This window comes from Erythrobacter ramosus, from assembly GCF_009828055.1.
In the GTDB taxonomy this organism is placed as follows: Bacteria; Pseudomonadota; Alphaproteobacteria; order Sphingomonadales; family Sphingomonadaceae; genus Erythrobacter; species Erythrobacter ramosus.
The window spans coordinates 1,142,397-1,164,318 of the sequence record NZ_WTYB01000002.1; the positions used below are offsets into that span (position 1 = coordinate 1,142,397).

Sequence of the window (21,922 nt, forward strand, 5' to 3'; positions counted from 1 at the left end):
AAGCCATGCTGACAATCCACCACCTGCGCCTGTCGCAATCCGAACGCATCGTCTGGCTGGCCGAGGAGCTGGGGCTGGATTACGAGTGCAAGCTCTACACCCGCCGCACCGACAACCGCTTGGCGCCCGATGAATACAAGGCGCTGCACCCGATGGGCATCGCCCCGGTCATTACCGATGGCGATCTGGTGCTGGGCGAGAGCGGTGCGATCATGGACTACATCATCGCCAAATATGCGCCGGAAACGGCGCTGGTGCCGGGCGCGGACCACCCCGATTTCGCCGACCACCTGTTCTACCTCCACTGGGCCAACGCAACCTTCATGACCAACGGCATGATGGCGCTGGTGGCGCAGTTCATGGGCGCCAAGGAGCTGCCGCCCTTCGTGGCGGACCGCGTGCAGAAAGGCTGGGCGATCGTCGAGAAGCGGCTGGGCGAGGCCGAGTATTTCGGCGGCGCGCAGCTGACCACCGCCGACATCATGATGGGCTTCCAACTGACGACGTCGCGCGCGATGAGCGGGATGAGCATCGACGGAATGCCGAACCTGCAAGCATATCTGAAGCGCATCGGCGAGCGGCCGGCGTATCAGGCGGCGATGGCGAAGTGCGAACCGGGGATGCCGCCGAAGCTGGATTGAGGTCGCACCCCTCCCTCGTTATTGCGAGGAGCAGGCGAAGCAATCCACGGACGAACCCAAGCCGCAGGTTGAACCCTCACACCATGGATTGCCGCGCCGCCTGCGGCGCCTCGCAATGACGAAGGCATTGGCGTCGCTCCACCCCCCAACGTCACCCCAGCGAAAGCTGGGGCCTAGGGCGGCGAGCGCTGCACTATGAGGCCCTAGGTCCCAGCTTTCGCTGGGATGACGGCCGAGGTGTTCTACCCAGCGCACGCCCCCGACCCGCCTCCGGGGCTTGGCTGGCTTCCTTCACTTCACCCTCAAAGTGGATAGCCAGAAAGAAGCCTGACCCCGGATCAAGCCCGAGGCGACGATGGAGTGGGGTAGCCTGCCTCAAACCCCCTCCCGCTTGAGCAACTCCGCCTTGATTGCCAGCCCATAGGCATAGCCACCCAGCGTTCCATCCGCCGCGATCACGCGGTGACACGGGATCAGGACCGCGACATTATTCGCCCCATTCGCCCCGCCGACCGCGCGGCTGGCTTTGGGGTTGCCAAGCGCCGCCGCCAACTCGCTATACGACCGCGTCTCGCCATGCGGGATGCGGCGCAGTTCTTCCCACACGCGCTGCTGAAACGCGGTGCCTTTCACATCGAGCGGGATCGCAGCCGAGCCCGGCCCCGGCTGCTCGACCGCCGCGACTACCTGCGCGAACAGATCGCGAAAGTCCTCACCCGCTGCCAACAGCTCGGCGCGCGGGAACCTTGCCTGCAACTCCGCCTCACCCTCTCCAAAGGCGAGACAGCACACGCCCATCTCAGTCGCCCCGACCAGCATTGGCCCCAGCGAGGTCGGCAGCACCGCCCAATAAACCACGCGGCCCGCGCCGCCTTTGCTCCAGTCACTCGGCGCCATGCCCAGCCTGCCTTTCGTCTCTGCGTAGAACTGTTTTGACCCGGCGTATCCGGCGTTTGACAGGGCTTGTGTCACGGTTTGACCCATGCTGAGCCCGGCGCGCACCCGCTCCTCGCGGATCGCGCGGGCAAAGGCGGCGGGCGACATTCCAACCGTGCGTTTGAACAGGCGTTGGAAATGCGTGGGCGTGTAGCCGGTGAGATCGGCCAGCGCCTCCAGCGTCAGCGCGCCTTCTGCGCGGATCGCAGCAATCGCAGCGAGCACGCAGGCCTCCTCGGCGCTTTGTGTAGCAGGAGAGCAGCGTTTACAAGGTCTTAATCCCGCTTTCTCGGCATCGGCAGGGGTGGCATAGAAGCGCACATTCTTGCGCAAGGGCGCCCGCGCCGGGCAGGACGGGCGGCAATAGATGCCGGTCGAATGAACGCCGGTGACGAAGGCCCCGTCAAACCGGCGGTCCTTGGCCAAGGCGATCTGCCAACGCACGTCGTCGGTTATGTTCTCTAAATGTTTCACGTGAAACACTCTGCCACACACCGCGCGGCCCTGCACCCCCGGGAATTGCGCTCAATGTCGCTTCACCTGTCGCGGCCTGCGAAAAAGCGGCTATATGCGGGCCATGCTTCGCTGTCTGCTCGCCCTCGCCTTGCTCGCTCTTGCCCTGCCCCAGCCTGCCGCTGCCGACCCCGGTGATGTCGATGCGGCGGCGCGCGGCGTAGTGCGGGTGGTGCTGATCGGTGAAGAGAACGGCGAGCCTGTCCCCGTCAGCCACGGCACCGGCTTTGCGGTCTCGGCCACGCGGATCATCACCAATGCCCACGTGGTGAGCGAGGCCGCACAGGACGATACCCTGCGGATCGGGATCGTACCGCCCGAAGGCGCTGGCGGGGCGTTTGCGCGGGTGGTTGCGATCAGCCCGCGTAATGATCTGGCGCTGCTGGAGATTGCGCCGAACAGCCTGCGCCTGCCGCCTCTGGCGCTGGCGGGCGGGGTCGGCGGGAACCTGGGTGAGGTCGCCGCAGTCGGCTATCCGATGAACGTCGATCTGGCCCAAGGCCTCGATATGGCGGACATCTTCCGCGCTCAGCCGCCGGTCAAATCGCGCGGGTTTCTGTCGGGCGAGCGGCCGTCGCGCCAGTTCGACACGATCCTCCACACCGCACCGATTGCACGCGGCAATTCGGGCGGGCCGCTGCTCGATCCGTGCGGGCGGGTGATCGGGGTGAACAGCTTCAGCGCGGATTCGGACAGCGGCGAGGCGGAGTTCTACTTCGCAGTGAGCTTGCGCGAATTGATGCCGTTCCTGCGCAAGAACGGGGTCGAACCGGTGACCAACACCCTCCCCTGCCGCTCGATCGACGAGTTGAATGCGGAGGAACGCCAAAGGCTTGAGGCGGAACAATCGCAGGCACGTGAAAAACTGGCGGACCGGGCGGAAACCATGCGCGAAGTGCGTGAGACCGCGCGGCTGACCGCGCAGATGGAGGTGCTCGAAGCGCGCGAGAACCGCATGGCGCTGGCGCTGATCGCGCTGCTGGCTGCGGTCGGGATCGGCTATGCCGCCGCCGTGTGGCGCGGTGACGAGGCGCGGCGCAATCACGCCATGATCGCGGCAGGGACGGCAGCCGCAGCGCTGGTGATCGCGCTGCTGCTATGGTTCACTCGCCCCGGCCTAGCTGAGATCGAGGACCGGGTCGCGGCCGCCGTCTCCAAGGCGGAAGGCGGCCCAGCCACTGGCGCTCAGGTTGCGGGCGACGCCGCTGAGGGCGCCTTGATCTGCACGCTCGTGCCGGATCGCAGCCGGGTGACGGCGGCAAAGACCGATGATGTCGCCTTTAACTGGTCCGCCGATGGCTGCGTCAACGCACGCACGCAATATGGTCTTGGCAAGGGCGGCGAATGGCAGCGGGTCTTCGCCGCGCAGGACGATGCCGCGGTCGCGGTCAACACCTATGACCCCGACACCCGCACCCTGCGCACCGATCGTTATCTGTTGGGGCAGGATGCGCTCGCCGAAGCGCGCGCTGCCCGCGCCGCCTACTCACCCCCCGCCTGCGGTGTGAGCGATGCAGCGCACACCTTGGGCGAACAGCAGTCGGCGCTGATCGCCAAACTGCCCGAGCGGCCGAACGAGCGGCTGGTTTATTCTTGCACGGCGAGGGCTGCCGCCAAATGATCCGTACGCCATCTCTGGCCTTGCTCGCAGGAGGCTTGGCGCTGATGCTAGCGGCCGGTTGTACGGCAACCCCAAACGCTCCGGCGCCTCAGTCGATGCCGACTTTGGACAGCCACGTCGCAGGCTTTGCGATGGCCTATTGCCTCCGCACGCTCAGCAACAAAGGTCTGCCGGAACGTGACGCTCAAGTTCTGCGCGAGCAGGGAGAGCGCTGGAATCAGGTGGTTGTCGAGCAATCGCGCGGCGACATCACGCTCTTCTTTGCGATGATGCCGGTGATCGACGCCGCGATAGCCGCGACCCCGATGGCGCAGGTCAAGGACGAGGCGAACGCCGGTTCGCTTCCGGCCCCCGTGTTTTATTGTGCCGAAATCCTCCGCCACCCTGCTGTCAGTCAGACCATGGCCGATGCCCGGACGAGCCTTGCCGCAGCTTATGCGGGCGATCAGCGCTGACCGCCTGCGAGGTTGCGTACAGAAGAGGCTTTTGTTCGCACCTGCACAATTCCCGCCCCTCCCGGCTTGCACCATCGGGAATCAATTGCTAGGCGCGCGCCAACCTTGAGGGCAGCCCTTGCGCACGCCCCGTTCCCAAGGCCCAAGCAAATTACCCTTTTGAAGCTTCCGAGAGGATTGCACGCGCGTGGATATTTCCGCCGGTATCAAGGCTAGCCTGGCTGGACGCTATGCCTCGGCCCTGTTCGATCTCGCCGCCGAAGGTGGCAAGGTGACAGCTGTCGAGAGCGATCTCGAGACGCTGGGCGCTGCCCTGGCCGAATCGGGCGATCTGACGGCGCTGACCACCAACCCTGAACTTGCCCGCGATGTGCAGGGCAAGGCGATGGCGGCCGTGGCGAAGAAGCTGAAGCTGAGCCCGCTCACCACCAATTTCATCGGCGTGCTGGCCGGCAACCGCCGCCTCGGCAAGCTGCCTGCGATCATCACTGCGTTCAAGGCGATTGCCGCGGCCCAGCGCGGTGAAGTGACCGCGACCGTCACCAGCGCCCACCCGCTGAGCGACGATCAGCTCGCCACCCTGAAGACCAAGCTGACTGCGCGCGAAGGCCGCACCGTCATGCTCACCGCCTCGGTCGATCCTGACCTTCTGGGCGGCCTCGTCGTCACCATCGGCTCGCAGCGCATTGATGCCTCGATCCGCACCCGTCTCAACTCGCTTGCCAAAGCCATGCAGGCTTAAAGGACACTACCCATGCAAATCCGCGCCGCAGAAATCTCGAAGGTCATCAAGGACCAGATCGCCAATTTCGGCACCGAGGCTGAAGTCAGCGAAACCGGCACCGTGCTGTCGGTGGGTGACGGGATCGCCCGTATCCACGGCCTCGATCAGGTGCAGGCCGGTGAGATGGTGGAATTCGCCAATGGCGTGCAGGGCATGGCCCTCAACCTCGAAGCCGATAACGTCGGCGTCGTGATCTTCGGCTCTGACGCCGAGATCAAGGAAGGCGATGTCGTCAAGCGCACCGGCACCATCGTCGACGTGCCGGTCGGCAAGGGCCTGCTCGGCCGCGTCGTCGACGCGCTCGGCAACCCGATCGATGGCAAGGGGCCGATTGTGGCTGAAAAGCGCAGCCGCGTCGAAGTGAAGGCGCCGGGCATTATCCCGCGCGAATCCGTGTCGGAGCCCGTCCAGACCGGTCTTAAGGCCATCGACGCGCTCGTCCCCGTGGGCCGCGGTCAGCGCGAGCTGATCATCGGTGACCGCCAGACCGGCAAGACCGCTGTCGCGATCGACACCTTCATCAACCAGAAGGAAGCCAACCAGGGCGACGATGAAGGCAAGAAGCTTTACTGCGTCTATGTCGCCGTCGGCCAGAAGCGTTCGACCGTCGCGCAGATCGTCAAGCAGCTCGAAGAAAACGGCGCGATGGAATACTCCATCGTGGTCGCCGCGACCGCATCAGAGCCCGCCCCGCTTCAGTATCTGGCACCCTACACCGGCTGCGCGATGGGTGAGTTCTTCCGCGACAACGGTATGCATGCCGTGATCGTCTATGACGACCTTTCCAAGCAGGCCGTGGCTTACCGCCAGATGTCGCTGCTGCTGCGTCGTCCTCCGGGCCGTGAAGCCTATCCGGGTGACGTGTTCTATCTCCATAGCCGCCTGCTCGAGCGCGCGGCGAAGATGAACAGCGACAACGGCAGCGGTTCGCTGACCGCGCTGCCGATCATTGAAACGCAGGCGGGCGACGTGTCGGCCTACATTCCGACCAACGTGATCTCGATCACCGACGGCCAGATCTTCCTCGAAACCGGCCTGTTCTATCAGGGTATCCGTCCGGCGATCAACGTCGGTCTGTCGGTGAGCCGCGTCGGCGGTGCCGCTCAGACCAAGGCGATGAAGAAGGTCTCGGGCTCGATGAAGCTGGACCTTGCGCAGTACCGCGAAATGGCGGCCTTCGCGCAGTTCGGTTCGGACCTCGACGCCTCGACCCAGAAGCTGCTGAACCGCGGCGCGCGTCTGACCGAGCTGCTGAAGCAGAAGCAATTCTCGCCGATGCCCTTCGAAGAGCAGACCGTGTCGATCTACGCCGGCACCAACGGCTTCCTCGACGCGATCCCGGTGAACCGGGTGAACGAGTACGAGACCCAGATGCTCGATTACATGCGCCGTGAGCATGGTTCGGTCCTGACCGAAATCCGCACCAGCAAGAAGTTCGAAGGCGAAGTCGCGGACAAGACCAAGGCCGCACTGCAAGCTTTCGCCAAGCAGTTCGCGTAAGGACGCCCTGAAGTGCCCTCACTCAAGGAACTCAAGGGCCGGATCAACTCGGTCAAGTCGACCCAGAAGATCACCAAGGCCAAGCAGATGGTCGCGGCGGCCAAGCTGCGCCGTGCCCAGGCTGCGGCCGAGGCCGGCCGGCCCTACGCCACTCGCCTTGCGGCGGTGATGGCGAGCCTCGCGGGCAAGGTTGCGGGCGATAGCGCCCCCAAGCTGCTTGGCGGGACCGGGTCAGACCAGCGTCACCTGCTTGTGGTGGTCAACACCGACAAGGGGCTGTGCGGCGGCCTGAACTCGAACTTGGTCAAGGCCGCCAAGCTGAAGGCGAAGGAACTGATCGCGGCTGGCAAGACGGTGGAATTCTACCTCGTCGGCAAGAAGGGCCGCGCGCCTTTGAAGCGCGAATACCCGACGCTGATCGGTGGCGGGTTCGACACCAGTACGGTTAAGACCCCCGGCTTTGCCGAAGCCGAAGGCATCGCCAACGAGTTGATCTCGCTGTTCGACGCTGGCCATTTCGATGTCGCGCACCTCGTCTACCCGACCTTCAAGTCGGCACTGGCGCAGGACCCGACCATCAACCAGCTGATCCCCGTCCCCGCGCCGACACTGGCCGAGGACACCGGATCGGTGGTCGATTATGAGCCGAGCGAAGAGGAAATCCTCGAAGAACTGCTGCCGCGTTATGTGCGCACCCAGCTCTTCGGCGCGCTGCTTGAACGTGAAGCCTCCGAACAGGGCGCCTCGATGACCGCGATGGATAACGCCACGCGCAACGCGGGCGAGCTGATCCAGAAGCTCACGATCATCTACAACCGCCAGCGTCAGGCGGCGATCACCACCGAACTCATCGAAATTATCGCGGGCGCAGAAGCGCTCTAATCGAAAGCCAAGGAAACAATCATGGCCACCGCCCCCGCTCTCAACCAGACCACCAACGGCACGATCAGCCAGGTCATCGGCGCTGTCGTCGACGTGCAGTTCCCGGGCGAACTGCCCGCGATCCTGACCGCGCTGGAAACCAAGAACAACGGCAAGACGCTGGTGCTCGAAGTCGCCCAGCACCTTGGCGAAAACACCGTGCGCACCATCGCGATGGACGCGACCGAAGGCCTCGTGCGCGGTAGCGAAGTCGTGAACACCGGCGCGCAGATCTCGGTGCCGGTCGGCCCCAAGGTGCTCGGCCGCATCATGAACGTGATCGGCGAAGCGATCGACGAGCGCGGCCCGATCGGCGCGGAAAGCACCATGCCGATCCACGCCGAAGCCCCGCTGTTCATCGACCAGTCGACCGACGCGGCGATCCTTGTCACCGGGATCAAGGTGATCGACCTGCTCGCGCCCTATGCGCGCGGCGGCAAGATCGGCCTGTTTGGCGGCGCGGGCGTTGGCAAGACTGTTCTCATTCAGGAACTGATCAACAACATCGCCAAGGGCCACGGCGGCGTGTCCGTCTTCGCCGGCGTGGGTGAGCGTACCCGCGAAGGCAACGACCTCTACCACGAATTCCTCGACGCGGGCGTTATCGCCAAGGATGCCGAGGGCAATGCGACCTCGGAAGGCTCCAAGGTGGCGCTGGTCTTCGGCCAGATGAACGAGCCCCCGGGTGCCCGCGCGCGCGTCGCGCTCTCGGGCCTGACGATGGCGGAGTATTTCCGCGACGTCGAAGGCCAGGACGTGCTGTTCTTCGTCGACAACATCTTCCGCTTCACGCAGGCGGGCTCCGAAGTGTCGGCATTGCTCGGCCGTATTCCTTCGGCGGTGGGTTATCAGCCGACGCTGGCGACCGACATGGGCAAGCTGCAGGAGCGCATCACCTCGACCAACAAGGGTTCGATCACCTCGGTGCAGGCGATCTACGTCCCCGCGGACGACTTGACCGACCCTGCGCCTGCCGCTTCGTTTGCTCACTTGGATGCGACCACGACGTTGAACCGCGCGATTTCGGAACTGGGCATTTACCCGGCGGTCGACCCTCTGGACTCGACCAGCCGCGTCCTCGAACCGCGTGTCGTGGGTGCCGAGCACTACGAAACCGCCCGCCGCGTTCAGGAAACCCTGCAGAAGTACAAGAGCCTGCAGGACATCATCGCCATCCTTGGGATGGATGAGCTCTCGGAAGAGGACAAGACGATCGTCGCCCGCGCGCGCAAGATCCAGAAGTTCCTGTCGCAGCCGTTCCACGTTGCGGAAGTCTTCACCGGCATTTCGGGCGTGTTCGTGCAGATCGAAGACACCGTGAAGAGCTTCAAGGCGGTGGTCGACGGCGAATATGACCACCTGCCGGAGCAGGCGTTCTACATGGTCGGCGGGATAGAGGATGTGGTCGCCAAGGCCAAGAAGATGGCCGAAGAGGTCTAAGGCATCATGCCCCTCCACTTCGAACTCGTCACTCCTGCCAAACTCGTCCGTTCGGAAGACGTCCACATGGTGGTCGTCCCCGGCACCGAGGGCGAATTCGGCGTGCTGGAGGGCCATGCGCCCTTCATGAGCACGATCCGCGACGGGGCGGTGCAGATCTTCGCCAAGGACGGCGCGACGCCGGAGATCATCCAGGTGCGCGGCGGCTTTGCTGAGGTGAACGAAAAGGGCCTCACCGTTCTCGCCGAACACGTCGAGGGCTGAGCCCCGCGATCGCTGCTGGAAACGCGCAAGGGCGGCCTCGCGGGGCCGCCGTTGCTATTTGCGGCTGGTGGAACCGGATAAGTCTCCCCTCTCAGGCTCCGCGCCATTTCAGCAGCATCCACGGAACGCGATCAGGGGCGAATTGGACCCGGCTCTTGCGGTCGAAGTAGGGCGGCATGTGATCACCGACGATGAGAATGTCGGTCGGCGGAAAATCGGCCGCAGTGATTTCCTTGACCATCGCCTTGTCGATGTCATCCCAGATCGCGACCTGCCGGCAAATTATCGGATAATCGGCCGCCAGACGGGGCGAGAGGCGCTCGCAGTTTTCCACGCCCAGATTGTTCGCCTCAGGCACCGGAAGGTGCGAATTGACCGTCAGCCAGTAGACGAACTGCGGCTTATCCGCAGCCTTGAGCTTGGCCGCGAGCTGGCGCGGAACGTCGCGGTCGCAGACCCCCGGGAACACCCCGCCGCAGCTCTCGGCACCGCCCTTCAGGAGATCGCTGCGGAAGTGCATCTTGTCGAAGCCGATATTGGGGTACCACGTGCTACGGTCGAAGAAGTCTCCGGCAAAGCTGTGGTAGGCGGACGTATCATACCCGCGCCGCGCCATCGTGGCAGGAAGGCAGCTATCATCGCTTCGGTCAAGCAGGTCATAATAGTCTCCCCAGCGCCCGCACAACTCGCGGACCTCGCCCGAAGTGGTCGAACCGTAATAGGTGCTGTCTCCGCGCGTCACATCGAACCGGGCGCGCACGGCGGGTTCGTTGTAACGGGCAAAGACCAGTCGTTCGAGATCGGCATTGCCGATCGGCTTGCCAAGAGATTCGACCATGACGATGAGAATATGCCGCGGGGCTTCTCCCGCAGCCGGCACCAGGCCACTCGCCGACACGCCCGAGGTGAACGCGGCGCCCTCGAAATTGTACCGCTTGTAGTGCCCGCGGCTTCCGAAACCCATTCCGTAATCGGTCGCTGCGACAAGCGCGACAGCAGCGCATGCGACCATGGCCGCGCGCTGGCTTGCGAAGTTGGTCGGTCGGCGCAAGGCCCAGAGAGCACAGCCAAGCATGACAAGCAAAAGCGTGCCGATGGCGACATATTCGACCGAATTGAGCGCGTTGAGGTCTCCCATAAACCTGATCGACTGGCTGAGCGAGTAGACGGGCAGATTAAACAGGGCGCCAAGAATCGTGAAGATTGCGTAGGCGAGGCCACCGACAAAGGCGAAGGCCCTGACAAAATAGGGCTGGTTGCGAACGAGCAGGCCGATGACGCCGAACGTCATGATCGACGTAATCCGCGGCGGTGAACCGGTGAAGTACATCAGGCTGAAAGCGGCATTTGCCAGTACCACCCAGACCAGCAACCAGTTAGCCACTCTCGTCTTTTCTTCTTCATCTTCGAAGAATGAAACGGGAAGACGTTTCAATAAAGAATGGCCCATAATTCGTGCGTCCCCGAACGGATGTTGATCCCGCTGCCACTTTGCGCAAGGAGCTGCCGGCGTCAGGGCAGGGGCTAGCCGATCAAGGTTAATTACCAGTAAACGTTCGGGGCTTACGAGCAGACAGGCGAACGATAACACGCGGTGGCTGCCGGACTTTTTGCTGTCCCCTCTTCCCTTTGCGTCGCTTGCTCGGCACAATATGGCGCAGCAAACCCCGAGGAGAGGACGCTTGAAACTTGTCTCCACTTTCGCCCTGGCGCTCGCAATGACTGCCCTATCGACCGCCGGTTTGGCCGCGCAGGACGCCCCAGCCGACACCGGCGTCCCCGGCCCCGAGCAGGATCCCTATATCTGGCTCGAGGAGGCCCGCAGCCCCGAGGCACTCGAATGGGTCGCCAAGGAGAACGAGCGGACGCTGGCGGCGTTCGAAGCTGATCCGCGCTATGCCCAATTGAAGGCCGAAGCGCTGGCGATCTTTGACAGCGAAGACCGCATCCCCTTCGTCAGCTTCCGCCCCGATGGGCTGTACAATTTCTGGCAGGACAAGGCGAACCCCAAGGGACTGCTGCGCCGCACGACGCTGGAATCCTATCGCACCGCCAAGCCGGAGTGGGAAATCGTCCTCGATGTCGATGCGCTCGCCAAGGCTGAAGGCAAGGAGTGGGTCTATCAGGGCATGACCTGCCTGCCGCCTGCGCTGACCAAGTGCATGGTCGCGCTGAGCGACGGCGGCGAGGATGCCACCATCATGCGCGAATTCGACACCACGACGAAGCAGTTCGTTGCAGGCGGTTTTGTGCTCGACACCAAAAGCCAGGGCGGCGTGCAGTGGATCGACGCGGATACGCTGCTGGTCGGTCGCGGCTTTGGCGAAGGCACGCTGACGGAGAGCGAGTATCCCTTCACCAGCCGTGTCTGGAAGCGCGGCACGGCCATCGCCGATGCGCCTGATATCTTCCGGGGCGAGGCAAGCGACGTGTGGGCCGGCGCGACCCTGCTGCGCGACAACAAGGGCACCATCCACGCCCGCACCGCCTATCGCGGCGTCAGCTTCCATGAGAGCATCAACTATGTCGAGCACAACGGAACGTGGCTCGAACTCGACATTCCCAAGAAGGCCGGACTGTTCGGGATCGTCGACGGCCACATCCTGCTGTCGACCGATGTCGACTGGACCACAGACGGCCAGACCTTCCCCGCTGACAGCCTGATTGCGGTCGATCTTGAGGAATGGAAAGCCAATCCCAACGGCGCGAAGAAGACCTTGGTATGGGCGCCGGGTGAGCGCCAGACCAAGCAGGGCGGCGCAGTCACCGGCAATGCGCTGTTCGTGACGCTGCTCGACAATGTCGTTGGCAAGGTGCTAGAGTTCAACTTCGACGGCGGCAAGTGGGTCAGCAAGGAAGTCCCCCTGCCCGATAACGCGACGCTCGGCATCGCGGCATCCTCGGACGAGACCGACCAGATCATGTACACGGTCAGCGATTTCCTCAACCCGACCACGCTCTACTACACGGACGGCAGCACGCCGCCCGCCGTGCTCAAGACCAGCCCGGCTTACTTCGATCCGGCGGGAATGGATGTCGAACAGCACGAGGCGACCAGCAAGGACGGGACCAAGATCCCCTACTTCATCGTCAAGCCCAAGGGGATGGCGCTGGATGGCACCATGGCGACACTGCTGACAGGCTACGGCGGGTTCCAAGTGCCGCGCCTGCCCGGTTACCTTGGCTCGACCGGCAAACTGTGGGTCGAAAAGGGCGGCGCCTATGTGCTCGCCAACCTGCGCGGTGGCGGCGAGTTTGGGCCTAACTGGCACCAGACCGCGATCCGCGAGAACAAGCAGCGCACCTGGGACGATTTCATCGCCGTGGGTGAAGATCTGGTGAAGCGCGGCTTCACGTCGCCCGAGCATCTTGGCATTCAGGGCGGCTCGCAGGGAGGGCTGCTGGTCGGCACCTTCTTCACTCAGCGCCCCGACCTGCTGAACGCCGCGATCGTGCAAATCCCGCTGTTCGACATGCTGCGCTATCACCTGATCGGGCGTGGGGCATCATGGATCGGTGAATATGGCGATCCGCGCATCCCCGAACAGCGCGCCTGGATCGAGGGCTATTCGCCCTATCAGAAGATCGTCGCAGGCGTGGATTACCCCGCGCCGTTCCTGTGGGCCTCGACCGCGGATGACCGCACCCACCCTGCCCACGCGCGCAAGGGTGCCGCCAAACTAAAGGCGCTCGGCCAGCCCTATTACTACTTCGAGGATACCACCGGGGGCCATTCTGGCGGGGTCGACAATGATCAGCGTGCGAAGCTTCAGGCGCTGCAATTCATCTACCTGATGCAGCGTTTGATGGCGCCGGTAACCGGCGGATAAACACGCGCTGACAGGCGATTTGCCAAGGGGCGGTTCCGGCAAGGAGTCGCCCCTTTTGCGTTAGGCCCGCAAGGCAACTCAACTGCCTGTAAGACAGGCCGACACTTTTTCCTCGGTTCGTCGCACCTAGGGAACGGGACGCTTCCTCAACGCAAAATTAACCCTGTTTCGAAAGGTCTGGTTAGGTCTTCCTGTCAACATTGCGGCCATCGGGGGCGATGAGCACAAGCGATGAGGAGCAAATTGATGGCCTACCCCAGAGAGATTTCGATCGCCGATGCGATCAAGAGCTACAACGCTCTGCCCAAGACGCACCGGGTCCACTGGTCAAAGGCGCGCAAGGACGAGGTTGTCCGCGCGGTGCACGAGAAGGCGATCAGCTTCCACGAAGCACGCGAACGCTATCTGCTGAGCCGCAGCGAGTTCGAACAATGGGAAGCCGATTATCTCGCCGATGCGCCCGCTGGTACGGGCCGGATGCAGGACGCGTGACGCCCCGCGCCGCGGGTCACTTCGTCGCGACGGGGATTAACACCTCGTTGCGGCGTAGCGGCCCCGGCACCATCGGCGCATCGTAGAAGGCAAACTCGGCCTCGCCAGCAGGCATCAGGCCTTGCGCCATCATCCAGTCCCGCAGACGTGCCTCCATCAGAGCGAGATCACGGCCTCCGCCATTGCCCGAAAACCGGATCGCCGCCATCCGCCGCGCGGGCACCTGGGTGAGCGCAATATCGGCCGGCGCAGACGGCAAGGTCTCGAGAGTGTATTTCGACGGCATGACAAACCGCATCCGCCATTCGCCCGGCTGGGTCTCGTCCTGAAGCACCGGCGCGGTCATCGCGATTTTCTCGCCGCCCGCTGGGCGATCCTGCGCAAAGATGTAGGCGGCGAGGCGCCGGAAGCTCGCACCGCTGGCGCGTTCACGGCTGCCCGAGTGGCTGACTTCAGCGACGACAAGTGAGGGGTAATCGCGTAGTTCGAAATCCTCGTCTGCGCTGACCAGCGCAAAGTCGGGCTGTTCGGTCTGACGGTATTGGGCATACACGGCGGCAGCTCCCACAGCGGCTAGGCCGATCCCGGCAGCGATCCAGCGTCCGGCGTTCATGGCGTTTCTCCTGATGACATGCACCACAAGTGGGCAGGCCAGCCGAAAGTTCCACCCCTACCGCGTCGGCGCGTCGAAATCGGCGGGCTTGTTGGCGATCCAGGCGACGAACTTCGCAATAGCGGGATTGTCGCGGATCACGCTGGCCTTGTCGCCGATGCGGGCGAGTTCGTTGTTGGTGAAGTTGGCGTGGATCGTCTTGTGGCAGATCGGGTGGATCGGCACTTTTACCTTGCCCTTCTTCGCCTTGGGCACCGGATGATGCCACTGGACGATGTCGCCGAGCGGGCGGGCGCAGAGCCAGCAATTGGGGTGGTCGCTCACCCCTTCTTCTCCGCCGCCTTTTTCTTCTTCATCGCATCGTGGAAGCGGTCGGCCCAACCGTCCTTCACCAACTGCTCGGCGCGAACCATCCTGAGTTCGCCCGGCGCGACATCGCGGCTGACCGCCGATCCTGCCGCGACAATCGCATCAGCGCCGATGGTCACAGGCGCGATGAGGGACGAGTTCGAACCGATGAAGGCGCCTGGCCCGATCACGGTCTTGTATTTGAAGTAGCCATCATAATTGCAGGTGATGGTGCCAGCGCCGATATTCGCGCCAGCACCGATGGTGGCGTCGCCCAGATAGGTGAGGTGGCTCGCCTTGGCGCCCTCGCCCAACACGGCGTTCTTCACTTCGACGAAATTGCCGATGAAGCTGTTCTCGCCCAGCACCGTGCCGGGGCGCAGACGCGCAAAGGGGCCGACCTTCACGCCGCTCGCCAGCTTCGCGCCTTCGATGTGGCTTTTGGCGCGGATCAGCACGTTATTGGCGATCTCCACGCCTGGGCCGAAGAACACGTTGGGCTCGATTGTCACATCGCGGCCCACCACCGTATCGTGGGCGAAGAACACCGTTTCGGGAGCGATCAGCGTGGCGCCGTCGTCCATCGCCTTGATCCGGCGGGTGGCCTGCCAGCGGGCCTCGGCCGCAGCGAGTTCGGCGCGGGAGTTGATGCCCGCAACCTCATCCGCCGTCTCGGCCACGATCACCGCGCAGGGGCGACCGTCGGCGATGGCGATATTGACGATGTCGGGGAGGTAATACTCGCCCTGCGCATTGTCGTTGCCGACCCGCGCCAGCAGTGCGAACAGATCGGCGGCACGTGCGGCAACCAGCCCAGAATTGCACAGCCGCGTGGCGCGCTCGCCTTCGTCGGCATCCTTGTATTCGACCATCTTGATGATGGTCCCCGCGTCATCCGCGATCACCCGGCCATAATGGAGCGGATCTTCCGGTTCGAAGCCAAGCACCACGGTCGCGGGGCTATCATCCGCGTGGAGCCGATCGATCATCGACCGCACTGTTTCGGCCCGGACCATCGGACAATCGCCGAAGCACACCAGCACATCGCCGTCGAAATCCGCCAGCGCCTCGCGCGCCATCAGCGCGGCATGGGCGGTGCCAAGCTGCGGCTCCTGCAAGGCGATAGTCACACCGCGCCCTTTCAAACCCGCTTCAAGCTGCTCGCGACGGTCTCCTGCAACCACCACCGTGCGCGCCAGCGACAGGGTGGCAAAGCTGTCGAGCAAATGCGCAATCATCGGCTTGCCGGCAATCGGGTGCAGAACCTTGTGCAGATCGCTCTTCATGCGAGTGCCCTTGCCCGCAGCAAGGATGATGGCGGCGAAAGGATGATGCGTCGTCGTGGTCATGAAAGCCCCTTTAAGCAAACCCGCGCCTGCCAGCAATTGCTTGCGGTTTGAAGAACCATCCGCCACCGCGCGCATCATGACGACGATCCCTTTTGACGCCATCGGCTTCGACCTTGATGGCACCCTGCTCGATACGTTCCGCGATCTCGGCGCGGCGGTGAACCACGCGCTGGTGTTGGGGGGCTTTGCCGAAGTCTCGGTCGAAACCTCGAAAGACCTGATCGGCGGAGGGGCCAAGATCATGCTCGCCCGCGCGATCGAGGCGCAGGGCGGCGTGGCCGAGGACGAGTTCAAGCGGCTCTACAAAGCGATGCTCGGCTTCTACGAACAGAACAATGCCGTCCACACCGCCCCCTACCCCGGCGTGCGCGAGGCTCTGGCGGACTTGGCCGCGCAGGGCGTGCGGATGGCGGTGGTCACCAACAAGTTCGAAGCCTTCGCGCGCAACGTGCTCACCCAGCTCGATCTGATCGGCACGTTCGAGACGGTGATCGGCGGCGATTCCATGGGGAAAGGCCCGGACGGCCAGTTCCTCGCCAAGCCCCACCCTGCCCCCGTCCTCGCCGCACGCGAGGCGCTCGGAGGCGGCCGCTTCGTCTTCATCGGCGATTCCACCTATGACGTGCGCGCCGCCAAATCCGCAGGCGTACCGGTCGTCGCGGCGGCCTATGGTTATTGCGACAAGCCTCCGCATGAACTCGGCGCAGATGCGGTGATCGATTCGTTTGCAGAGCTGATTCCCGCCCTCGGAGCCTTCAACACCGCGGCCTGACCTTACGGCATCGCACCCTGTCAGTTCGGATGTTGCAAGCCGGGCGCGAAAGTGCCACGCAGCGCCCGCATTTTGCTTTACGCAGGCGTAAACCGCGCCGCATGTTTGGACAGGAGAACCCACATGACCATCAGCTTCAAGGACAAGGTCGCCATCGTCACCGGTGCGGGCGGCGGGCTTGGCAAGGCCTACGCGCTCGAACTCGCCCGTCGCGGCGCGAAGGTTGTCGTCAACGACCTCGGTGGTTCGCGTGACGGCACCGGCACTTCGGATGCAGCAGCGCAGGTCGTCGCCGAAATCGAGGCGATGGGCGGCGAAGCGGTCGCCAATGGCGGTTCAGTCACCGAATTCGAACAGATGGAAAAGATGGTCGCCGACGCCAAGCAGAAGTGGGGCGGCGTCCATGTGCTGATCAACAACGCGGGCGTGCTGCGCGACAAGACCTTCGCCAAGATGGAGCCTGCGGACTTCGAATTCGTGGTCAAGGTTCACCTCACCGGCTCGGCCTTCGCCACCAAGGCGTGCTGGGAAACCTTCCGCGAACAGGGCTATGGCCGCATCCTCATGACCGCCTCGTCGACCGGCCTGTTCGGCAACTTCGGCCAGGCGAACTACGGCGCAGCCAAGCTCGGCCTTGCGGGTCTGACCAAGACGCTGGCGCTGGAAGGCGCGAAGTATAACGTGCGCTGCAACACCCTGTCGCCGGTCGCGGGCACCCGCATGACCGAAGACCTGTTCCCCGAAGAAGCCTTCAAGCTGTTTGCACCGGAAAACGTGGTCCCGGCCGCGCTGTTCCTCGTCAGCGAAGACGCGCCCAGCAACGCTATCGTCGGCGCGGGCGCTGGCGGCTTCCACTCCTCGTGGACTGTGATGAACGACGCCGTGTGGCTGAAGGACGAAGACCGCACCGTGGAAGGCTTCGCTGCCCGCTGGGAAGAGATCAACGCCTTCACCAACCTCATCGCCCCGCAATCGGGCTCCGAGCAGTCGGGTAACATCCTGCGCGCGATGCAGAAGGTCACCGGCACCGGCCCCGCCAGCGCGCGGGGGTAAGGGCGGTTAAACCGAGAACAAAAGGCCCGTCCCTGCGAGGGGGCGGGCCTTTGCTGTTTGTGGTTCAGTCCTCAACCGCCTTCAGCAGCTTGCGCTCCATCGGTGCGAGCACATTGGCAAGATCATGCCCGCGTTTCAGCACCTGTCCGTGTTCGCCGAACAGCGTCCACATCCCCTGCTTGGAACGCAGGGCCGGGCGCTTCTCCAGCCGCGCCTGAGGCCGCTCGGCCGTGCGGCGAAACGCGGCGAAGGTCGCCGCATGAGCATCGAAATCCATCGCATAATCGCGCCATTGGCCGGCCGCGACCATCCGCCCGTATAGATCGAGGATTCGCGTGAGTTCGGCCCGTTCAAACCCAACCTGATCTGCGCCCCTTCCGGGAAAGGGGACCACCTGACCGTGACCACCGGGGCTCTGCATTCCTGAGGTCAACCGGCTATTCCTTGGCCGCGCTCTTGCGGATGCGCACCGGCGTAGGCGGCGCAGCGCATTCGGCCAGCATTGCCTTCATCAGCGCCATTTCCTCGCGCATCGACGTAATCTCGGCCTCAAGCTTCTCGATGCAGTCGCGGCGCGGGCTGCCCTGTTCGTCGCACGGCGGATCATCGCAGGGCGTGCCATAGGGGATGAATTCGCGCAGCCAGTCCTCGGCCGGCACCAGCGTCGAGCGGGCCTTCAAGCCGATCATGGTCGCACCGGCAGGCACATCCTCAGTCACGACCGCATTGGCACCGACCCGCGCGCGCTCGCCCACGACGATCGGCCCGATGATCTGCGCGCCCGAACCAATGATGACATTGTCCATCAAGGTCGGGTGACGCTTGCCGCCTTTGCCATTGGTTGGATTCGATCCGCCCAACGTGACGCATTGGTAGATCGTGACATTATCGCCGATCTGCGCCGTCTCGCCGATCACGGTGAAGCCGTGGTCGATGAAGAAGTTCTTGCCGATGGTCGCACCCGGATGGATGTCGATAGCGGTCAGCGCCCGCGAAAAATGGTTCACGAACCGCGCGAGGAAATACAGCCGCGCCTCGAACAGCCAATGCGCCACGCGGTGCAGCCCCAGCGCCAGCACGCCGGGATAAAGCAGGATTTCCCAACGCGAACGCGGCGCAGGATCGCGCGCCCGCACCGAGTCGAGATAGCTGATCAGCCGTTCAAACATCGCCCGTCACATTCCCACCAAAGCCTGCGCGATGCAACTCGCAGGGCCTAGAACAGACGCTGCTGTTCGGGGCCGTGAAGGGCCTCGAGCGCGGCGCGCCACACAGACATGGTGGCAGGCGTCTGACGTTCAAGAGAGATCCGGTCGATTGCCGCCACCAACGCCTCGATCGCGGCAAAGCTGCGAGTCGTGCGCGGCACCAGATAGTCGCTCGCCCCTTCCGCCAGAATGAGCCCGCGCTGCTGAGCATGGGCGAGGATAAGCTCTCCCGCCATTTCGTCATCCGGCGCACGGACTTCGAGCTGCAACGACCCGCCGATGCGAGAGGCGAGATCAGGCAAAGCGATGCGCCAGCCGCCGTGATCAGGATCGGCATTGGCGATCATCAGCAGCGCGCCGCCCTCGCGCGATCCGCCCTGCTGCACGGCGTTCCAGCGGTGGAATAACGCGGTCTCGTCCAGGGTTTCCGCATCGTCGATCACGTCAAGCTGGCCCGCACCGTGGAGGCTCTGCGCCCAGTGGCCCAGCACCGTCTTGCCGGAACGCGGCGGGCCGACCAGCACGGCGACATGGAACGGCCAGCTAGTCGGTGCCTGCAACGCCTCGATCACCGCAGCATTGGCCGAACCGACCACGATCCGCAGCGCGCCTGCAGGCACACGCGCCGCCAGCGGCAGGGCAATCTGGGACGGCTCGCCCATTCCGGCGGCCTTAGCGGCTGATGGCGAGCGCGTTGGCCCCGCGCCGCACGCTGAACCCACGCGCTTCCAGAGCGGCGGCGAGGTCTTCCAGCGATCCGGCATAGCTTACGGACATCACCGAGGTGCCGCCAATCGCCGTGCTGGTGACGCCCACGCCGCGCACGCCGCCGGTGCCGCGCACTGCGCCAAGCGCCGAATCGAACGCGGCGGCATCGGGGGTGGCGAATTGCACTGAGATGTTGCGCACCGCAGCCTCGCCCGGTTCGACCCCGGTGACGATCTGAGCTTCGATCCGCGGCACCGCGCCGCTGGCCGCTGCCGCTGCTGCTGCCTTGCGTGCCTGAGCGGCGCGCCCGATCTCGATCAACCGCTGAATCGCGGGATCAATCTCGCCCCCGGCCCCCAGCCTCAGGCTAGGATCGGGACGCAGCTTGCCGGAATTGAGCGCTGCGGTGAAAATGCCGTCCATCCGCTCGACCGCCTGCGCTAGCATCGCCGGGAGCGCATCGGCGCTGTCGGCCTTGAGCGTAAAGGTTTCGATCGGGCGGCTATCTGGGCCATAACGCGCGGTGAAGGTGCCGCTGACCGGCCCACCGGGGAATTGATGATCGAGCCGGGCGAAGGCCATTAGCACATCGGTCGCCCCATACTGATCCAGAGTCGAGCGCCACCACGCGCGGCTGCGCCTGCCCGCCTGACCGAAATTGACCAGCAGCGAATCGCCCCCCGCCCCCGAAAGGCGGACGTAATCGATCCGGCTCGCGCCCGGATTGAACTCCGCCCAAGCGCGCTGCCATGGGTTGCGTTGTTCGAAGGTGATATAGGCGCCGCCCGAATCCTGCACGGGGATCAGCAGCAGCGGGGCCGATCGCACCTGCTGCGCTGCTCCGCCGAGGTAGGAGGCCGCGCGCTGGCGATCGAAGACTACGCCCAATGTGGCGATATAACGCCGGGGGCCCAAACGCTCCTGCTCGATCACAATGGCCGAGACCAAGCCGTCGAGCTGGCTGTCAGACAATTTGGGGCCCTTCAGCTTCTCCCACGCCCTCTTCTGCGCCTCGCGCCAGCCATTCGCACGGGCATCTTCGGCGCTTTTGCCCTTCACATCGACGCTGATGCCCTTGACCTCGATATCGGCGCTGGCGGCGGTGGGTGCGATGCCGCGCTCGCCCGCGACTTGCGCCACCAAGGCATAGCCGCCGCCCAGCAGCGCAAGCGCCAAAACCGCACCGCCAAGCCATCGCCGCAAGGGGCGAGACAGGGCAGCACCGGGGCTGGGAAGGGAGAGAGACGCGCTCATGGGGAAAACGCCATGTCCTTTGCCCAATGGCGAGTGGAATTCCAAGCGCGAAAGGCTATGGGACTGCGCATGACTTCGGGGACAAACGAGAGCAGCCCGCCGCAAGGCACCGGCTACACCTATGCCGACGCCGGCGTATCCATCGCTGCGGGCAATGCGCTGGTGAAGGCCATTGCCCCTTTGGCGAAGGCCACCGCGCGCCCCGGCGCGACGAGCGAGCTTGGCGGGTTCGGCGGGTTCTTCGATCCCAAGGCCGCCGGATATAATGATCCGCTGCTGGTCGCAGCCAATGATGGCGTGGGCACCAAGCTGAAGCTCGCCATCGAGCATGACCGGCATGACACGGTCGGCATTGATCTGGTTGCCATGTGCGTCAACGATCTGATCGTGCAGGGCGCCGAGCCTCTGTTCTTCCTCGACTATTTCGCCACCGGCAAGCTGGAGAACGGCGTCGCGGAACGCGTGATCGCGGGCATCGCTGACGGCTGCAAGATCGCCGGCTGCGCGCTAATCGGCGGGGAGACGGCGGAGATGCCGGGGATGTATGCGGCGGGCGATTATGACCTTGCCGGCTTCTGCGTCGGCGCGGTGGAGCGCGGCGAGCAGCTCACCGGCGACAAAGTTGCTCCGGGCGATGTGCTGCTGGGCCTCGCTTCGTCAGGTGTGCACTCCAACGGCTATTCACTGGTCAGGCGCTTGGCGGCGGACAAGGGGTGGAAGCTTAATCGCCCCGCCCTGTTCGATCAGGAGCAACTGCTGATCGACGCCCTGATCGCGCCGACGCGGATTTACGTGGCGAGCCTGCTGCCGCTGATCCGCGAAGGCCACATCAACGCGCTCGCCCACATCACGGGCGGTGGCCTTCTCGAAAACATTCCGCGCATCTTGCCCGAAGGCGCCCATGCGGTGGTAGATGCCGACCTGTGGCCCCAGCCGCGCCTAATGGCCTTCCTGCAAGCGCAGGGCCATATCGAGCCCGAGGAAATGGCGCGCACCTTCAACTGCGGGGTCGGCATGGCGCTCGCCGTGGCGGAAGATCGGGTGGCTGAAGTGACCCAGCGGCTCGAAGAGGCGGGCGAGACCGTCTTCCCGGTCGGACGCATAGAAGCAGGCGAGAAGGGGTGCACAGTGCGTGGTTCGGTCGAAACTTGGTCCGCCAAGAGCGACTGGAGCGCGACGCACCTTGCTTGATTGTCGTCACCCTGAACTTGTTTCAGGGT

22 protein-coding genes are annotated in these 21,922 nt (G+C 64.3%); 13 read left to right on the top strand and 9 right to left on the bottom strand.

Annotation, left to right across the window (positions count from 1 at the left end):
• The first annotated feature begins 5 nt into the window (after positions 1-5).
• The gene (locus GRI59_RS12130; RefSeq protein ID WP_160761405.1) at positions 6-641 is read left to right on the top strand and encodes a glutathione S-transferase family protein; all 636 of its coding nucleotides are present in this window, start codon (positions 6-8) and stop codon (positions 639-641) included.
• A gap of 375 nt (positions 642-1,016) precedes the next feature.
• On the opposite strand, the gene ada is transcribed toward GRI59_RS12130, so the two are convergent.
• Positions 1,017-2,051 (bottom strand): bifunctional DNA-binding transcriptional regulator/O6-methylguanine-DNA methyltransferase Ada, encoded by a 1,035-nt coding sequence (gene ada, locus GRI59_RS12135; RefSeq protein ID WP_160761406.1) that lies wholly within the window; start codon positions 2,049-2,051, stop codon positions 1,017-1,019.
• Positions 2,052-2,154: 103 nt separating this feature from the next.
• Between ada and GRI59_RS12140 the strand changes: the two genes are divergently transcribed.
• From GRI59_RS12140 to GRI59_RS12170, 7 genes are all read left to right on the top strand, one after another.
• A complete protein-coding gene (locus GRI59_RS12140) occupies positions 2,155-3,711 on the top strand; it encodes a S1 family peptidase (protein WP_183363595.1) in 1,557 nt (518 codons plus the stop codon).
• A 95-nt stretch (positions 3,712-3,806) separates the two neighbouring features.
• A complete protein-coding gene (locus tag GRI59_RS12145) occupies positions 3,807-4,166 on the top strand; it encodes a hypothetical protein (RefSeq protein ID WP_160761408.1) in 360 nt (119 codons plus the stop codon).
• Positions 4,167-4,353: 187 nt separating this feature from the next.
• Positions 4,354-4,908: a F0F1 ATP synthase subunit delta gene (locus GRI59_RS12150; protein WP_160761409.1), complete on the top strand. Its 555-nt coding sequence runs from the start codon at positions 4,354-4,356 to the stop codon at positions 4,906-4,908.
• A gap of 12 nt (positions 4,909-4,920) precedes the next feature.
• A complete protein-coding gene (gene atpA / locus GRI59_RS12155; RefSeq protein ID WP_160761410.1) occupies positions 4,921-6,450 on the top strand; it encodes a F0F1 ATP synthase subunit alpha in 1,530 nt (509 codons plus the stop codon).
• Positions 6,451-6,462: 12 nt separating this feature from the next.
• On the top strand, positions 6,463-7,332 hold the full coding sequence (locus tag GRI59_RS12160; RefSeq protein ID WP_160761411.1) for a F0F1 ATP synthase subunit gamma: 870 nt from the start codon (positions 6,463-6,465) through the stop codon (positions 7,330-7,332).
• Positions 7,333-7,353: 21 nt separating this feature from the next.
• Positions 7,354-8,811, top strand: a complete 1,458-nt coding sequence (gene atpD, locus GRI59_RS12165; RefSeq protein WP_160761412.1) for a F0F1 ATP synthase subunit beta — start codon at positions 7,354-7,356, stop codon at positions 8,809-8,811.
• Positions 8,812-8,817: 6 nt separating this feature from the next.
• Complete coding sequence (locus GRI59_RS12170) at positions 8,818-9,075, top strand: ATP synthase F1 subunit epsilon (protein WP_160761413.1); 258 nt, start codon at positions 8,818-8,820, stop codon at positions 9,073-9,075.
• Between the two features lie 91 nt (positions 9,076-9,166).
• Here GRI59_RS12170 and GRI59_RS16005 read toward each other — a convergent pair whose 3' ends face one another.
• A complete protein-coding gene (locus tag GRI59_RS16005; RefSeq protein WP_160761414.1) occupies positions 9,167-10,666 on the bottom strand; it encodes a sulfatase-like hydrolase/transferase in 1,500 nt (499 codons plus the stop codon).
• A 127-nt stretch (positions 10,667-10,793) separates the two neighbouring features.
• On the opposite strand from GRI59_RS16005, the gene GRI59_RS12180 reads away from it, so the two are divergent.
• Both GRI59_RS12180 and GRI59_RS12185 read left to right on the top strand, forming a co-directional pair.
• Positions 10,794-12,905 carry a prolyl oligopeptidase family serine peptidase gene (locus GRI59_RS12180; RefSeq protein WP_160761415.1) on the top strand — a complete coding sequence of 704 codons (2,112 nt, stop codon included), beginning with the start codon at positions 10,794-10,796 and terminating at the stop codon, positions 12,903-12,905.
• Positions 12,906-13,151: 246 nt separating this feature from the next.
• Positions 13,152-13,397 carry a DUF1153 domain-containing protein gene (locus GRI59_RS12185; protein ID WP_160761416.1) on the top strand — a complete coding sequence of 82 codons (246 nt, stop codon included), beginning with the start codon at positions 13,152-13,154 and terminating at the stop codon, positions 13,395-13,397.
• A gap of 16 nt (positions 13,398-13,413) precedes the next feature.
• On the opposite strand, the gene GRI59_RS12190 is transcribed toward GRI59_RS12185, so the two are convergent.
• From GRI59_RS12190 to glmU, 3 genes are read right to left on the bottom strand one after another with little or no spacing between them, the layout of a single operon-like run.
• Complete coding sequence (locus GRI59_RS12190; RefSeq protein WP_160761417.1) at positions 13,414-14,010, bottom strand: SOUL family heme-binding protein; 597 nt, start codon at positions 14,008-14,010, stop codon at positions 13,414-13,416.
• A gap of 57 nt (positions 14,011-14,067) precedes the next feature.
• Positions 14,068-14,334 carry an HNH endonuclease gene (locus tag GRI59_RS12195; RefSeq protein WP_160761418.1) on the bottom strand — a complete coding sequence of 89 codons (267 nt, stop codon included), beginning with the start codon at positions 14,332-14,334 and terminating at the stop codon, positions 14,068-14,070.
• Positions 14,331-15,707 (bottom strand): bifunctional UDP-N-acetylglucosamine diphosphorylase/glucosamine-1-phosphate N-acetyltransferase GlmU, encoded by a 1,377-nt coding sequence (gene glmU, locus GRI59_RS12200; RefSeq protein ID WP_160761419.1) that lies wholly within the window; start codon positions 15,705-15,707, stop codon positions 14,331-14,333. Before glmU ends, GRI59_RS12195 begins: the two co-directional genes overlap by 4 nt.
• Positions 15,708-15,783: 76 nt before the next feature.
• On the opposite strand from glmU, the gene GRI59_RS12205 reads away from it, so the two are divergent.
• Together GRI59_RS12205 and GRI59_RS12210 are read left to right on the top strand one after the other, a co-directional pair.
• A complete protein-coding gene (locus GRI59_RS12205; RefSeq protein WP_160761420.1) occupies positions 15,784-16,479 on the top strand; it encodes an HAD-IA family hydrolase in 696 nt (231 codons plus the stop codon).
• Between the two features lie 123 nt (positions 16,480-16,602).
• Positions 16,603-17,532: an SDR family NAD(P)-dependent oxidoreductase gene (locus GRI59_RS12210; protein WP_160761421.1), complete on the top strand. Its 930-nt coding sequence runs from the start codon at positions 16,603-16,605 to the stop codon at positions 17,530-17,532.
• A 64-nt stretch (positions 17,533-17,596) separates the two neighbouring features.
• On the opposite strand, the gene GRI59_RS12215 is transcribed toward GRI59_RS12210, so the two are convergent.
• Genes GRI59_RS12215 through GRI59_RS12230 form a run of 4 tightly spaced genes read right to left on the bottom strand, consistent with a single transcriptional unit; the run spans position 17,597 to position 20,702 of the window.
• Positions 17,597-17,953 (bottom strand): DUF2794 domain-containing protein, encoded by a 357-nt coding sequence (locus GRI59_RS12215; protein ID WP_160761650.1) that lies wholly within the window; start codon positions 17,951-17,953, stop codon positions 17,597-17,599.
• Positions 17,954-17,969: 16 nt separating this feature from the next.
• Entirely contained in the window at positions 17,970-18,701 is a 732-nt protein-coding gene (gene epsC, locus GRI59_RS12220) for a serine O-acetyltransferase EpsC (RefSeq protein ID WP_160761422.1), read from the bottom strand.
• Positions 18,702-18,748: 47 nt separating this feature from the next.
• On the bottom strand, positions 18,749-19,402 hold the full coding sequence (locus GRI59_RS12225; protein WP_160761423.1) for an HdaA/DnaA family protein: 654 nt from the start codon (positions 19,400-19,402) through the stop codon (positions 18,749-18,751).
• 10 nt (positions 19,403-19,412) lie between these two features.
• Complete coding sequence (locus GRI59_RS12230) at positions 19,413-20,702, bottom strand: heavy-metal-associated domain-containing protein (protein ID WP_160761424.1); 1,290 nt, start codon at positions 20,700-20,702, stop codon at positions 19,413-19,415.
• Positions 20,703-20,771: 69 nt separating this feature from the next.
• Between GRI59_RS12230 and purM the strand changes: the two genes are divergently transcribed.
• The gene (gene purM, locus GRI59_RS12235) at positions 20,772-21,893 is read left to right on the top strand and encodes a phosphoribosylformylglycinamidine cyclo-ligase (RefSeq protein ID WP_160761425.1); all 1,122 of its coding nucleotides are present in this window, start codon (positions 20,772-20,774) and stop codon (positions 21,891-21,893) included.
• Positions 21,894-21,922 lie beyond the last annotated feature (29 nt).